We start from the raw sequence: 13,632 nt of genomic DNA on the forward strand, positions 1-13,632 counted from the left end.
CACCCGGCCGGTTCGTGAAGTGAGCGAGCGGTTCAGCGCTTGTCGAACGGCACGTAATCGCGTGGGCCCGAGCCGGTGTAAATCTGCCGCGGACGGCCGATCTTGGTGTCCGGCGTGACGTTCTGCTCCAGCCAATGCGCGACCCAGCCCGCGGTGCGGGCAATCGCGAACATGACAGTGAACATCTCGGTCGGAATCTTCAGCGCCTTGTAAATGATGCCGGAGTAGAAGTCGACGTTCGGGTACAGCTTGCGCTCAATGAAGTACGAGTCTTTGAGCGCGGCTTCTTCGAGCTTCATCGCCACATCGAGCATCGGGTCGTGCACACCGAGGTCGTTCAGCACCTTATGGCACATCTCGCGGATGATGGTCGCGCGTGGGTCGAAGTTCTTGTACACGCGGTGACCGAAACCCATCAGGCGGAACCCGGAGTTCTTGTCCTTGGCTTTTTCAATCGCCTTGCCGACTTGATCGGCAGTGCCGATTTCTTCGAGCATCTTGAGCACGGCTTCGTTTGCACCGCCGTGTGCCGGGCCCCACAACGCCGCAATGCCGGCAGCCACGCACGCGTAAGGATTGGCGCCAGTCGAGCCGACCAAGCGCACGGTCGACGTCGACGCGTTCTGCTCATGATCGGCGTGCAGAATGAACAGCAGATCGAGCGCTTTCGCCGCGACCGGTGGCAATTCCAGCGGCTCGGACGGCACTTCGAACATCATGTGCAAAAAGCGCGTGCAGTATTCCAGGCTGTTACGTGGGAAGCGCGTGGGCCAGCCAATTGAATAGCGATAGCAGGCGGCGGCGATGGTCGGCATCTTCGCGATCAGGCGGATCGCTGCCAGATGGCGCTGCTTCGGATCTTCAATATCCAGGGAGTCGTGATAGAACGCGGCCAGCGAGCCCACCACGGCGCACAGCATAGCCATCGGGTGCGCGTCATATTGGAAGCCGTTCAAGAACTGCCGCAGCGATTCGCGCATCATCGTGTGGTGCGTGACTTCGTGCTCGAAGTTCTTGAACTCGCCAGGGGTCGGTAGCTCGCCCTGCATCAGCAGATACGCCACTTCCAGAAAACTCGAATTCTGTGCCAGCTGCTCGATCGGGTAACCACGATACAACAGCACACCGGCATCGCCGTCGATGTAGGTGATCGCCGAGCGGCATGCGGCCGTCGACATGAAGCCAGGGTCGTAAGTGAACAACCCGGTATCCTTGTGCATCTTGCCGATGTCGATCGCCGACGGGCCGACGGTACCGGACACGACCGGCAGCGTGGACGTTTTTTGCGAACCGTTGTCGGTCAGGGTGACGGTGTTTTGGGACACGATGATCTCCTTGGATCAAGCTTGTTGGTTCTGTTTCGGACTGCCCTGTGAATAAATGGTCAAGAATGAGCGCCATTCGTGCCGGGGCATTCGAACGCTTGAATTATGGCAGTGATCGCACCGAAATCGAACCTGATTTTTGTGTCATGGCCGATCGGTCATGAGGCGACCGGACATCGGCGCACCATGCGCCCCCGTATGTGAAAATGACTGTTGCGCGAGCTGCGGGTCGGGTCTTATGGCAGTCGCTTCGCGTGTTGGCCAAAACCCATCGCCCAAAACAAAAGCGCCGCCCGAGGGCGGCGCTTTCGGCATCAAGCAAGGCGAACTTACTTGCCGTAGCGCTTGCGGAACTTGTCCACACGACCGCCGGTGTCGACGATCTTGTGCTTGCCCGTGTAGAACGGGTGCGAGGCGCTGGAGATTTCAACCTTGACGACTGGGTATTCCTTGCCATCTTCCCACTTCACGGTTTCCTTGCTCGTCATGGTCGAGCGGGTCAGGAACTTGAAATCGCAGGAGATGTCGTGAAACACGACGTCGAAGTATTTCGGATGGATATTGGCTTGCATGACAGACCCTGCCGGGAAAAAATGGACACTGATTCTAGCCTCTGGTGCCTTGACTTCGCAAGTTGGGTTTGCAGCCACCTCGGTGCGCCGCCAGCGAATCGTTCAGGATCAAGCGTTTAGGGCGCGCGGGCGGGCAGCGCGTGACTCGGATTGTTGGCTCCCGGCCGCATTCTGAACCGATCGCGCGACCCGACGAAAGGAGCCGACCGCTCGGACGGTCCCGCTGTTCGACGCACCAACGCACTGATCATCTAGCCTTCGCGTGTGGTCACACTAATCTGAGTCATCTGAAGGAGTCAAACCATGCCCGTCTTCCAGGATCGCCACCTGAAACCTTCTGACCTCACCGATGAGCGTGACTTTTTGAATCGGCGCAAGCTGATCGCGGCGATGGCCGTGTCGCCGTTGCTCAGCGCCTGTGGCCAGGCCAACTCTGAAGCCAAGGCTGCTGAAGCCGCTGCTGCGGCCAAGCCAAATCCTGTCCCCGTCAGTCCTGAAGGTGTGCCGGCCGATGCAATTCCCGGGTTGAAGACCTCTCCGTTCAGCACTACGGATGCGCTGACCAGTTGGGGGGACGTGACCAGCTACAACAACTACTACGAATTCGGCACCGACAAGTCGGATCCGGCGCAGAATGCCGGTGCGTTCAAGGCGCGGCCCTGGTCCATCACGGTTGCTGGCGAATGCGAGGCACCCGGGACCATTGATCTCGAAGACTTGCTGAAGCCGGTCGCACTCGAAGAGCGGATCTATCGCATGCGCTGTGTCGAGGCCTGGTCGATGGTGATCCCCTGGGATGGTATTTCGTTGGCCGAGGTCCTCAAACGCTTCAAGCCGACCTCGAAGGCCAAGTACGTCCGTTTCGTCGGGCTCAAAGACGCCGATCGCATGCCTGGTCAGCGCTGGCCAGTGCTCGACTGGCCCTATCAGGAAGGGCTTCGAATTGATGAGGCCATGCATCCGCTGGCGTTCTTGGCCGTCGGTGTCTACAGCCGCTGGCTGCCGAATCAGAATGGCGCGCCATTGCGCCTCGTCGTGCCTTGGAAGTACGGGTTCAAGGGCATCAAGGGCATCGTACGGATTGAGTTCACCGAAAAGCAGCCACCAACCAGTTGGAACGATTCCGCGCCTGACGAATATGGGTTCTTTGCAAATGTGAATCCAGCGGTTGATCATCCGCGCTGGAGTCAGGCGAGCGAGCGCCGTATCGCCAGCGATCGGAGCGTGTTCAATGCACGCATCGCCACGTTGCCGTTCAATGGCTATGCCGAGCAGGTGGCGAGCCTTTACAGCGGCATGGATCTCAGCCGGTTCTACTGATGAACGCGACTGCGACCAAACGCTGGGACCGGATCGCCTGGAGCAAGTGGCTTTTGTTCCCCGCCGCATTGCTGCCCGCTTTGTTGTTGCTGCAAGGGGCGCTGCAGAACACGCTGGGTGCTGATCCGGTCAAGGCCCTGACGCACGCTACCGGTCTTTGGGCGTTGCGGTTTCTGTTGCTCAGCCTCGCGATGACGCCGTTCCGGCTGTGGACCGGTTGGACCGGTTTCATCCGCTACCGGCGCATGCTCGGTCTGTATGCGTTCTTTTACGCGTGCCTGCATTTGCTGGTGTATCTGGTGTTGGACCTTGGCACGTATTGGGCCGATTTGCTGACCGATATTCAGAAGCGCCCATACATGACCGTGGGTTTTGGGGCGTGGCTGATCATGTTGCCCCTGGCGATTACGTCGACCCGCGGCATGATCCGCCGCATGGGGCGGCATTGGCAGCGTTTGCACCGCTTGGTCTACGTCGCCGGAATTCTCGCGGCGCTGCACTTTTTGTGGTTGGTCAAGGCCGATCTCCGGGAGCCGGGCATTTATGCGGGCATCCTGGCAGTCTTGCTGCTGGCCCGCCTTTGGCCCAAGCGGCGCGCGCGAGGCACAGGGCCCGTGGGCGCCGCGACGACAAGCCGGAAATAGCTGGCCGCATGCAGGCAATGCTTTGAAAATCAAGCAATAAATTGGTAAATGCCGCGAACAAGGGTTTCTTCGGTATCCCCTCTCGACAGCAGCAGCCGAGGCGGTGACAATCGCTTGGAATGATCCTTGCTTCCGCGCGGTCCAACCTTGAAACAATCCCTCCAAATTGGTCTGAATCAGAGCCTCAAGCTGACGCCTCAGCTGACGCAGTCGATTCGCCTGTTGGCCATGTCGACGCTGGAGTTGGAAGCCGAACTGTCGTCGCTGCTGGATGCGAACCCGCTCTTGGATCGCGAATCCGATCAGATGCCTGATGACGATGCAGGGCTTGGTCAGCAGGACGGCGCTGACGATCGCGAGCCGGAATCTGACGTGATCGACGACAACCTCGATCTGCAGAGTTTTGAAGAGGCGGGCGATTGGGTCGAGTCCACCGGCTCGGGCAACGGGCAAGATGAAGACAATGATCAGTTCGAACGCAATGCCGAAGTGCCAACATTGGCCGCCGAGTTGCTGTGGCAGATCGCGCTGACGCCGCTCTCGGACCGCGATCGGCAGATTGCCGCAGCGATCATTGATGCCCTGGATGACGATGGCTACCTGCGCACGCCAGACGCCGACCTGTTGGCGGCATTGCCAAGTGCGCCGCTGATTGGCGCATCCGAGATCGAATCGGTCCGCCGCCTGATCATGCAAATGGATCCGCCCGGTGTTGCAGCCCGAACGTTGGTGGAGTGTCTGGTCGCGCAGCTACAGCAGCTCGATCTCCCAAAAGCGCAGCGTGATCTCGCCATCAAGATTGTCACCGACTATTTGGAACAGTTGCCGAAGCTCGATACCCTGAAACTGGCGACGCGGCTCGGGTGCAAGGAACACGAATTGCGTGAGGCGATTCAATTGATCCGTTCGTTGAATCCGCGGCCCGGTAGTCAAGAAGACCGGCAGTCTGCCGAATACGTGGTGCCTGATTTGATCGCCAGGAAAATCAACGGGCGGTGGCGTGTGACGTTGGCGAACGCGACTATTCCGGCGTTGTGCATCAATCGTCATTACGAGCGCATGGCGGCCGAATCACGTGGTGAAACCGGTACCTATCTGCGCGCGCAACTGCAGGAAGCGCGCTGGCTCATGAAGAGTCTGCAGCAGCGCGGCGAAACGTTGATTCGGGTTGGCGAATGCATCCTGCGCGAGCAGGGCGCGTTCCTGGACTACGGGCCCGAGGCGTTGCGGCCGCTGACACTGAAGCAGATCGCCGAAGAAGTGGGCCTTCATGAGTCGACCATTTCGCGCGCGACGCTGCGCAAATACATGTCCACCCCGCGCGGCGTGTTTGAGTTGAAGCGGTTCTTTTCGAGCGGCGTCAGCACCGACGGCGGGGGCGAAGCGTCGGCGACCGCAGTCCAAGCCATGATCAAGAAACTGATTGACGCCGAAGATCGCGCCAAACCGCTTTCTGATCAAACACTTGCGGAAATGCTAAAAAAAGATGGCGTACAGGTAGCCAGACGCACCGTGGCGAAGTATCGTGAGGCCATCAACATTCCAAGCTCCAGCGAGCGCTGCCGACTGTAGATGCGAAAATTTCCTGCCTTTGTTGCGGTCGAAAGCCAGTACCCAACCTGCAGGAATCGTATTGATCTCGGTTTTTTCATCAACGAATTTCTCACATTTTTCCGCCTGCGGTCACCCGCGAAAGTCTTGCGTCCGCGCACAGATTCGCGCACAGCGTTGTGTCCGAATGTCGGCGCAGGACTTGAAATGAAAGAGCTGTTCCCCAAGTCTTTTAGTGAGTGGCGCGAACATGGTCGTTCTCGCCGCTCACAATATCGGGTGCCGGAACGGCACCAAACACAAGACGGAGGTTCCGTATGCATATCGAAGTTTCTGGACATGGTGTGGAAGTGACTGGCGCGCTGCGTGACTATGCGAACGACAAGATGGGTCGCGTTGTGCGCCACTTTGATCACATGACTGGCGCACACGTGATTTTGAGCCTGGAGAAGTTGAAGCACCGGGCTGAGTGCACCTTGAATGTGTCGCAACGTCGCATTCACGCTGAAGCTGAATCCAGTGACATGTACGCCGCGATTGATGCCCTTGTCGACAAGCTCGACGGCCAAGTCAAGAAGCACAAGGAGAAGCTGCAAGAGCACCGCCGCGACCAGATGGATCGCGATCTCGTTTGACTCATCGAATTCATTGACCCAACAAAAAGCCCCCGTAGACGGGGGCTTTTCGTTTCTTGCACGCACTCAGCGTGCAGCAGGATTGATGCAGGCCTGAAGGGCATCCCGCCAAAGTCCACAATCTTGCCGGTACTTGTAGGAGCGGCTTCAGCCGCGAATGGATCTCGCGGCGAGCTTGGTTCGGGCCTGAAGGCCCTCCCACAAAAGGATCGGGCCTGAAGGCCCTCCTACAAAAGGGTCGGGCCCACTGCTTGCCCGCTGCATCCTTGCCGAGCGCATCCGCACGCAACCGTCAATTTGCTGCGCCCGGCGTGATGATGGACTTGAAGCTCCAATCCGTGTTCGCCTCGTTGGTATCCGTGCCGAGACTGTCGCGCCCCAGGCTGCCCACCACGGAATTGCTGTCAGCAGTGCCAACGGCGAGCTGCGTTCCTTCAACGAGATTGAACGGATTGCTGCTGATGGTTGGAATGCTCGCAACCGTGATGCCGCCCTCATAGGACAACGCGTCAATCAACTCTGCGCCGGCGCCAGTACCTTTGATCAGCGCGATCCCATCGGGCGCGCCGTTCTGGATCTGATCGGTGCTGCCGGTGAAATTGATGCGGGCAACACCTGGCGGCGTTACGACGTTGACGTTGTTGCTGACAATGGCGAGAAACGCGCCCGGTGCGAGACTGCCCGCGCTCGCCAGATCAACCACCGTGTAGGCCAGGTTGTTGCTGCCGTTCACCAGCGCGACGCGGTAGTCGGTGAGATCAATGCTGGCGTTCGACGCGTTGAAAAGTTCAATGAACTCGGCGGTGTCGGTGCTCACTTGATCGTAATCCACTTCGTTGATCACGAGGTGACCCGAGGCAACCACCGGATCATTGCTGAAGCCAGGGGTCAGTTGGACCGCCAGGCTGAAGTCGGTATTCGCATTGTTGTTGTCGGTGCCATTCGGCAAACGGGCTAGGCTCCCGGTACCGCTCCCATCGTCCAATGCAACAAGACTGGTGCCTTCAACCAGATTGACCGGGTTCGTGAAGCCGTCAATCAAGGCTGCCGTGACATCACCCTCATACGACAAAGCGTCGAGAATGGTGCCTGCTTCGGTATCGACAATCGCAATCGCGTCCGGGGCGCCATTCTGAACGATCGAGTCGGTGCCAAAATCGATGAAGGGCACGTCTGGTGGCGGCTCGGTACCAGTCGTGGCGAGCAGCAAATAGCCGCCCGATGGCAAACTTACCGCGGCATCGCCCAGGTTGAACCGGTTGTATTCGGTGCTGTCAGTGCCATTCACTAGGACCACGGCCATGCCGTCGAGTGGTACCGCATCAGGGGAGCGATTGAAGATCTCGATGAACTCGGTGGAGTCACTGACTTGCTGGTCGTAGTCCACCTCGTTGATGACGAGCTTGCCGACAGGCGATTGCACGATCTGACCTTGTGCAGCAGGGCCCGCACCGACGCTGCCTGATAACGTCGAGATCTCAGCGACATCCTGATCGGTGTATGAAAAGCTGGCACTGAAGCTGTCGGTCGGGACCGTCACCGTGGTCGGAAACGTTCCGGCCGCGAGCGGGTCCACGCTCAAGTCGACCGTTGTGCCATTTAGTGGTGCCGGCAAGTCCAAACGCGCGATCAACAAGCGGCTGCCACCTGCGGCAATGCGCGCGGGTGAGGGTCGAATCGACACGACATTGCGCGGTTCCGAATCGGCGACGACACGCACCGAGCCGTAGACGACGTTGCCGAGCGTTGCACGGAGCACCGCCGGTTGTGGATTGGCAACCAGCGCATTGATCGTGACGACCGCATCGGTTTCACCTGCAAGCACTGTGGCACCGCCGCCAACGACGGTCACCTGGGTGATGTTCATCGAAACGATCGGCACAAACGTGTCAACCAGCGCGGGCTCCGCGAGGCGGATGACCAATGGGCCACCCAGGCCGTTGGTCGTGGTGCCTTCGCGCGCGTAGACAAGTTCTGGGCTAAACGTGGCGGCGCCTGTTTCAAACTGATTGCTGAACAGCGGGTCAGCTGTCTGCGCGAATGATGAAGTCGCTGGCACAAGGGCACAGAGGCCCAACAAGAACGATGTCAGTATTCGGATTGCCATAGTGCGAGCCTTGTCAGTTGGAACCTCAGGGGTTCCGAATCGAAGCGGGCATGCCGGCGGCTTGTCTGCATCGACCGAAATTAGAAAGGAATGAAACGCCATGAGCACGACGCGAACCCTGTATCGCCCGGTTGGGCCCAAAGAACTGGCGTTGATTGAAGCGTCCGGCTGGCGGGCATTCCCGCCGCGGCTACCGGAACAGCCGATATTCTACCCAGTTCTGAACGAAGGGTACGCCATTCAGATTGCGCGCGACTGGAACGTGCCGGAGAGCGGCTCGGGATTCGTGCTCCGATTCGAGGTAGACGCAGCGTACCTGGCCCGGTTTCCGGTGCAAATTGTGGGTGGGCGAGAGCACGAGGAGCTATGGGTTCCGGCGGCCGAGCTCGCAGCGTTCAACGCGCATATTGTCGGGCAGATTGAGGTCACGCAGACGTTTGGCGCTGCCGTCAGTCAAGACTGATTGGCGCCGTTCAGCCGGCATCGATCCCAGTCAGCCACCAACTCGGCTGCAGTGCGATTTCATCGCAGTTGTTGCCTGGGCCATCACGATCGACGATCAGAAACTGAGAGCTGTCTTGCAACGCGATGAGCGGGTGATGCCACGTTCCGGCTCGGAAGTTGATGCCTTCGCCCTGCGTGGCGAGAAACGCATGCGGCTGATGTGTTGGCGCGCTGGCGACGACGATGATGTAGGGGCGTTGGTCCAGAGGGATAAAGGCCTGCGAGCCCTTGGGATGCCGCTCCAGCATGCTGATTTCAAACGGAAACTGTCGGGCTTGAGCGAGCGCCAGGCTGATGACTACATCGCCGTCATCGGCGCGGGCACGCGCCAAAGCGTGCAGTCGCTCAGTGGTGCCGCCATTGATCGCAAAGCGTTGCAGTGCCGCGCCGGCGGCGATGACCTCGCCAAACGGTGCAAACGCCGCAGCGCTCAATGGCTCGATCGACAGCAAACGATCCACGTTCACGCCGGTTTGCCCCGCAATCGCAATCTGGACACGCCGCCGTCTGGAAAGATATTCAGCCGCACATGGCTGATGGGCACATGCTTGATGATCTGGTCCTGATAGAAATGCTGACGATCCATCTCCAGCTTTTGCTCAGGTAGGAGCGTGGGCCAGAACATCGATTGCGTGATCATGGACTCGCGTGTACCCCCTGCGGCCGAAGTCGCCTGGATCGAGCAACGATCGGGAAAGTTGCCCTTGAAGTGACACGTGTCGACTTCGATCGACTCAATAGTGCCGGGGCGCGCGAGGGCGATGATGCACCAATCGTTGCCGGGCTCGCGTCGACGCCTGGTTTCCCAGCCGTCGCCCATGTTCAGACCGCGCCCTGGCAGCAGCAGGTTGGCAGCAAGACCAAAGTGTTCGTTATTCGCGGCGACGATCGTGCCGCCGTTCAGCGCAGCAATCAAATCGACGAGATCGTCGGCATCCTGCGAGCGCGCGTCGAAACTCGGGGCGCCATAAACACGCAAGCGCGCCAGGCCGCCATCGGGGAACAGGTTCACCCGCAGATGCGAGTATGGCCCTTGATCTGGCACAGCAAAGTAATGGTGGCGGTTGCCCTGCAGGTTGCTGGCCGGGAGTAGCACCTGCCAATTCGTGTCGGCGTCAGGTTCGTCGCCATCAGCTAGCAGACACGCTTCAATCGACGCCGCAGGCGGAAAATTGCCGGTGAAGTGCGAGGTGTCGAGATCAAGGCCATAAATCGTGCCGGGGCCGGCCAAGCGAACGACGCACCAGTCGTGCCCAGGCACACGCTTGCGCCGGCTTTCCCAACCATCCATCCACTTGCCGTGGGTGTCGTATTTGCCCGGAATGAACACTGCCGGGTCCGGATTCAGCATCCGGTTCATGTCGGCAAAAAAGTCGTCCGAAGAAGCAAGCGCCTGAGCGCCGAGGCGGGCGTTTGCCAAGTTCACATATTGGCGGACAAAGCTTGGGGCATCTGGATCGATTTGCGGCAGGGCCATGTTCTTGATTCTCGGGCTGAGCCTCGAATCATGCATGAGCTCGGCCCTTGTCGGCAATCCGGAACGGGAGGGTCGTTGGCCTGTGGCCAAGCTGAACGGGACCAGCGCCGTCCCGCAGTTACTTGCCGGAGTTCAGCTTGAAGCGATCGCCCAAGTAAACCTCGCGAACGCGCTTGTCCTCGACGATGTCTTTGGGTTTGCCATGCGCCATCACTTCGCCGGCATTAAGGATGTAAGCGCGGTCGACAATGCCGAGTGTCTCCTGGACATTGTGGTCGGTGACCAGCACGCCAATCCCGCGATCCTTCAGATGCGCGACGATGTTCTGGATCTCGGCGACGGAAATCGGGTCGACGCCCGCAAACGGCTCATCGAGCAGCATGTAACGGGGTTTGGCAGCCAGTGCGCGGGCGATCTCGACGCGGCGGCGCTCGCCGCCCGACAGACTCTGGCCCTGGCTCTTGTGAATGTGCTCGATCTGCAAGTCGGCCATCAATTGTTGGCAGGCGCGGCGCCGATCGTCACGCTTCAACCCTTGTCGGAGCTCCAGCACGGCCATCAGATTCTCCTCGACCGTCAAGCTTCGAAAGATCGAGGCTTCCTGGGGCAGATAGCCAATGCCGAGGCGCGCGCGGGCGTGCATCGGCATGGTCGTGATGTCGTCACGGTCCAAACGGATCCGACCGCCATCGACGCCGACCAGGCCGACAATCATGTAAAAGCAAGTGGTCTTGCCGGCACCATTGGGGCCGAGCAAACCAACGCATTCGCCAGGATGGATCAATAGCGAAAAGTCGCGCACGACCTCCCGCTCCTTGTAGCGTTTTTTCAGGTGTTCTGCGATCAGCATCAGTTCGTCTTGGTTTTCGGCTTCGGCTGAATGATCAGCTCGACGCGACTGCCGCTGTTGCCAGCATCCATGTCGCCGGTGGCGAGGTTGTAGACGATCCGCTCGCCGCGCATACTGCCGCGTGGACGGTCGATCTTGACGCCACCAATCAGGGTGATGACTTCCTTTTCAACCTGGTACTCGACCCGTTTGGCTTCGGCATGCAACTTGCCCTGACCATCAATGTCCTGCTCGATCGTCACCGGGGTGCCATCGAAGTTGGCGCGGTCGAACCGACCGTCAACTTGCAAAATCTCGCCCGAATTGGCGCGGATGATCAAACTGCCCTGAGTAATCTCGACGTTTCCGGCCAGCGTGACACGGCCTTCTTCGAGATTACCGTTGGAGGTGTCGGATTTCAGACTCATCGGCAGTTCCCGGTCCGTGCTCTGGCCGGCGAGGGCCGAGGCCGAGAGCAAACTGGCAAGCAGAGCACTAGCGAGAACGTGCAGGCGGCATCGTGGCATGGAAATCCTTCTCGATCACGTAGGTCTTGTCGTTGAGGTTGGCCTTGAGGCCCGTGCCGGTGAGTGTAGCGCCGCGCGCCTTGATCTCAATCGGGGTGGCGGTTTCGACCCGGCCTTCCTTGTGAAAGGCAGTGATCTGGTCGCTTTTGAAGCGCATTGGATCGACATTGCTGTCCCGCTGCATGACCACGTTCTGGTCAAAGTCGATACGGTCGGCCTTGACGTCGATGTAGCCGGATTTGGCGGTAATCAGCCAGTTCTGTTCGCGCTGATCATAAAGGCGCACGCGCGGGCGATCGATCGTGAACGACTCACGTTGCGCGTCGCGTGACAGGCGCGGCGCTTCGACGTAGTAGCTCAGCTTGCCATTGTCGTCGAACACCTGCATGTCGAATTGGCCGAGTTCGTAGTCCGAGCGTGGCGGGCCAACAAACGCGTCGGGCAGCACTGGCTCCGGCCGAAACCAGACCCAGTACGACGTGATCACCGCGCCGATTAGCAGCAGAATGAACATTAGCCCCTGGCCGCGACTCACAAATGGGACTCCAGCAAGCGCTGGTAATGCCCTTGTGCGATCAGCAGCAGATCGCAGACATCACGCACCGCGCCCTGGCCGCCAGCGCGCGGCGTCTGCCAATGCACATGCTGGCTGACGATCCGGTCGGCGTTCGCGGGTGCGGCGGACAAGCCGACGCGCCGCAACACGCCAAGATCGGGCCAGTCATCGCCCAAGTATGCGGCCTCGGGCCATTGGAGCTGACGCTTGGCCAGCAGGGCGTCCAGGCAGGCCCGCTTATCCGGGACATTCTGATGCACTTCGGCAATACCCAGATCGCGCGCACGACGGGTGACGATGGCGCTGTCGCGACCCGTGATGACGACGACCTCGATGCCCGCCTGCATCAGCAACTTGAGTCCGAATCCATCTTGCACCTGAAAGCGCTTGCAGAGCTCGCCGTCGCCGGAAAAATACAGGCCACCGTCAGTCATCACGCCATCGATATCGAATCCGATCAAACGAATGCGTTTGGCGCGCACGAGCACATCGGCGGGGAAATCCAATCCAGTCATTGGCGGCTTAGACCACGCGTGCGCGCAACAAATCGTGAATATTCAGGGCGCCGACCAGGCGGCCATCTTCGGCCACCACGAGCAGCGCGTGAATCGCATGATCTTCCATCAGTTTGGCGGCCTCGACGGCGAGGCGGTCGGCGCTGATGCTCTTGGGTCGCCGCGTCATGACTTCGATCACGGCCGTGGCGCGGAGATCGATCTCGGCGTCATCCAGCATGCGGCGCAAGTCACCGTCGGTAAATACGCCCAGCAAGCGCTGATCGGCGTCCACCACGGCGGTCATGCCGAGGCCCTTGCGCGTCATTTCGACGAGCGCCTCAGAGAGATTCGCCGATTCAGAGACGCGCGGGACCTGATCGCCCGTATGCATCAAATCGCTGATGCGCATCAGAAGCTTGCGGCCCAGGCTGCCAGCCGGGTGCGAGAGCGCGAAGTCTTCTTCGGTAAAGCCTCGGGCTTCGAGGAGCGCAATGGCCAGCGCATCACCCATGACCAGCGCCGCAGTCGTACTGGCCGTGGGGGCCAGGTTCAGCGGGCAGGCCTCCTCCGCGACACTGACGTCGAGATGCACATCGCTGAGCCGCGCCAGGGTGGAATTTGGTTTGCCACTCATCGCAATCAGCGGAATCTTCTTACGCTTGATCACCGGCACGATCATCAGCAGTTCGTCGGTTTCGCCGGAATTGCTGAGTGCGAGCACGACATCCTGATCGGTGATCATGCCGAGATCGCCGTGGCTCGCTTCGGCAGGATGCACGAAGAACGACGGCGTGCCAGTGGACGCGAGCGTGGCAGCAATCTTGTTGGCAATATGACCAGACTTGCCCATCCCGGTCACGACCACGCGCCCCTTGCAAGTCCGCATCAATTCAGTGGCGCGTACGAAGTGCACATCGACGCGATCAGCCAGCGCCGAAATCGCGCGTGCCTCAATCGCGAAGACACGGTTCGCGCTGTCAATGACCTGTTGATGTTCGGCCTTGAGTGGCATATTGAGCAGAGACTTCAACTGGGCATTCATTCAGGGAGACAGTCGCGTGTCGCCCATGGCCTGGGCTAGAATGCCC

At 59.7% G+C, this 13,632-nt stretch carries 15 protein-coding genes; 5 read left to right on the forward strand and 10 right to left on the reverse strand.

Translation table 11 applies throughout. The annotated features are described in order from the left end of the window. Positions 1-32 precede the first annotated feature (32 nt). Together C7S18_RS03200 and C7S18_RS03205 are read right to left on the reverse strand one after the other, a co-directional pair. The gene (locus C7S18_RS03200) at positions 33-1,325 is read right to left on the reverse strand and encodes a citrate synthase (RefSeq protein WP_106890185.1); all 1,293 of its coding nucleotides are present in this window, start codon (positions 1,323-1,325) and stop codon (positions 33-35) included. Positions 1,326-1,654: 329 nt separating this feature from the next. Then, complete coding sequence (locus tag C7S18_RS03205; protein WP_106890186.1) at positions 1,655-1,897, reverse strand: type B 50S ribosomal protein L31; 243 nt, start codon at positions 1,895-1,897, stop codon at positions 1,655-1,657. 303 nt (positions 1,898-2,200) lie between these two features. On the opposite strand from C7S18_RS03205, the gene msrP reads away from it, so the two are divergent. The 4 genes from msrP (at position 2,201) to hpf (ending at position 6,047) form a co-directional block, all read left to right on the forward strand. Beyond that, positions 2,201-3,217, forward strand: a complete 1,017-nt coding sequence (gene msrP / locus C7S18_RS03210) for a protein-methionine-sulfoxide reductase catalytic subunit MsrP (protein WP_106890187.1) — start codon at positions 2,201-2,203, stop codon at positions 3,215-3,217. Beyond that, positions 3,217-3,861, forward strand: coding sequence for a protein-methionine-sulfoxide reductase heme-binding subunit MsrQ (locus C7S18_RS03215; RefSeq protein ID WP_106890188.1), 645 nt, complete (start codon positions 3,217-3,219; stop codon positions 3,859-3,861). The genes msrP and C7S18_RS03215 overlap by 1 nt, the downstream gene beginning before the upstream one ends. A 147-nt stretch (positions 3,862-4,008) precedes the next feature. Continuing rightward, entirely contained in the window at positions 4,009-5,433 is a 1,425-nt protein-coding gene (locus tag C7S18_RS03220) for an RNA polymerase factor sigma-54 (protein ID WP_106893905.1), read from the forward strand. A 296-nt stretch (positions 5,434-5,729) separates the two neighbouring features. Next, positions 5,730-6,047, forward strand: a complete 318-nt coding sequence (gene hpf / locus C7S18_RS03225) for a ribosome hibernation-promoting factor, HPF/YfiA family (RefSeq protein ID WP_106890189.1) — start codon at positions 5,730-5,732, stop codon at positions 6,045-6,047. Between the two features lie 292 nt (positions 6,048-6,339). Here hpf and C7S18_RS03230 read toward each other — a convergent pair whose 3' ends face one another. Continuing rightward, positions 6,340-8,154, reverse strand: coding sequence for a lamin tail domain-containing protein (locus tag C7S18_RS03230; protein ID WP_170113078.1), 1,815 nt, complete (start codon positions 8,152-8,154; stop codon positions 6,340-6,342). Between the two features lie 100 nt (positions 8,155-8,254). On the opposite strand from C7S18_RS03230, the gene C7S18_RS03235 reads away from it, so the two are divergent. Beyond that, a complete protein-coding gene (locus C7S18_RS03235; protein ID WP_106890191.1) occupies positions 8,255-8,617 on the forward strand; it encodes a hypothetical protein in 363 nt (120 codons plus the stop codon). Positions 8,618-8,627: 10 nt separating this feature from the next. Here C7S18_RS03235 and C7S18_RS03240 read toward each other — a convergent pair whose 3' ends face one another. The 7 genes from C7S18_RS03240 to C7S18_RS03270 all read right to left on the reverse strand — a co-directional run bounded on the left by C7S18_RS03240 (position 8,628) and on the right by C7S18_RS03270 (position 13,586). Then, a complete protein-coding gene (locus C7S18_RS03240; RefSeq protein WP_206207968.1) occupies positions 8,628-9,125 on the reverse strand; it encodes an ureidoglycolate lyase in 498 nt (165 codons plus the stop codon). Next, positions 9,122-10,135 (reverse strand): allantoicase, encoded by a 1,014-nt coding sequence (alc, locus tag C7S18_RS03245; protein ID WP_106890192.1) that lies wholly within the window; start codon positions 10,133-10,135, stop codon positions 9,122-9,124. The genes C7S18_RS03240 and alc overlap by 4 nt, the downstream gene beginning before the upstream one ends. 118 nt (positions 10,136-10,253) lie before the next feature. After that, positions 10,254-10,985: an LPS export ABC transporter ATP-binding protein gene (lptB, locus tag C7S18_RS03250; RefSeq protein WP_106890193.1), complete on the reverse strand. Its 732-nt coding sequence runs from the start codon at positions 10,983-10,985 to the stop codon at positions 10,254-10,256. After that, on the reverse strand, positions 10,985-11,392 hold the full coding sequence (gene lptA, locus C7S18_RS03255) for a lipopolysaccharide transport periplasmic protein LptA (RefSeq protein WP_170113079.1): 408 nt from the start codon (positions 11,390-11,392) through the stop codon (positions 10,985-10,987). The genes lptB and lptA overlap by 1 nt, the downstream gene beginning before the upstream one ends. A gap of 67 nt (positions 11,393-11,459) precedes the next feature. Then, entirely contained in the window at positions 11,460-12,026 is a 567-nt protein-coding gene (lptC, locus tag C7S18_RS03260) for an LPS export ABC transporter periplasmic protein LptC (RefSeq protein WP_146151732.1), read from the reverse strand. After that, a complete protein-coding gene (locus C7S18_RS03265; protein ID WP_106890196.1) occupies positions 12,023-12,562 on the reverse strand; it encodes a KdsC family phosphatase in 540 nt (179 codons plus the stop codon). Before C7S18_RS03265 ends, lptC begins: the two co-directional genes overlap by 4 nt. A 7-nt stretch (positions 12,563-12,569) precedes the next feature. Beyond that, positions 12,570-13,586, reverse strand: a complete 1,017-nt coding sequence (locus tag C7S18_RS03270) for a KpsF/GutQ family sugar-phosphate isomerase (RefSeq protein WP_106890197.1) — start codon at positions 13,584-13,586, stop codon at positions 12,570-12,572. Positions 13,587-13,632 lie beyond the last annotated feature (46 nt).

The organism is Ahniella affigens (genome assembly GCF_003015185.1).
In the GTDB taxonomy this organism is placed as follows: Bacteria; Pseudomonadota; Gammaproteobacteria; order Xanthomonadales; family Ahniellaceae; genus Ahniella; species Ahniella affigens.

What these genes read in the sequence shown, in the direction of transcription:
- C7S18_RS03265 (WP_106890196.1), bottom strand. Translation starts at nt 12,562, where the DNA reads ATGACTGGATTGGATTTCCCCGCCGATGTGCTCGTGCGCGCCAAACGC.
- C7S18_RS03215 (WP_106890188.1), top strand. Translation starts at nt 3,217, where the DNA reads ATGAACGCGACTGCGACCAAACGCTGGGACCGGATCGCCTGGAGCAAG.
- C7S18_RS03235 (WP_106890191.1), top strand. Translation starts at nt 8,255, where the DNA reads ATGAGCACGACGCGAACCCTGTATCGCCCGGTTGGGCCCAAAGAACTG.
- msrP (WP_106890187.1), top strand. Translation starts at nt 2,201, where the DNA reads ATGCCCGTCTTCCAGGATCGCCACCTGAAACCTTCTGACCTCACCGAT.
- hpf (WP_106890189.1), top strand. Translation starts at nt 5,730, where the DNA reads ATGCATATCGAAGTTTCTGGACATGGTGTGGAAGTGACTGGCGCGCTG.
- C7S18_RS03270 (WP_106890197.1), bottom strand. Translation starts at nt 13,586, where the DNA reads ATGAATGCCCAGTTGAAGTCTCTGCTCAATATGCCACTCAAGGCCGAA.
- C7S18_RS03205 (WP_106890186.1), bottom strand. Translation starts at nt 1,897, where the DNA reads ATGCAAGCCAATATCCATCCGAAATACTTCGACGTCGTGTTTCACGAC.
- lptA (WP_170113079.1), bottom strand. Translation starts at nt 11,392, where the DNA reads ATGAGTCTGAAATCCGACACCTCCAACGGTAATCTCGAAGAAGGCCGT.
- C7S18_RS03230 (WP_170113078.1), bottom strand. Translation starts at nt 8,154, where the DNA reads ATGGCAATCCGAATACTGACATCGTTCTTGTTGGGCCTCTGTGCCCTT.
- alc (WP_106890192.1), bottom strand. Translation starts at nt 10,135, where the DNA reads ATGGCCCTGCCGCAAATCGATCCAGATGCCCCAAGCTTTGTCCGCCAA.
- lptB (WP_106890193.1), bottom strand. Translation starts at nt 10,985, where the DNA reads ATGCTGATCGCAGAACACCTGAAAAAACGCTACAAGGAGCGGGAGGTC.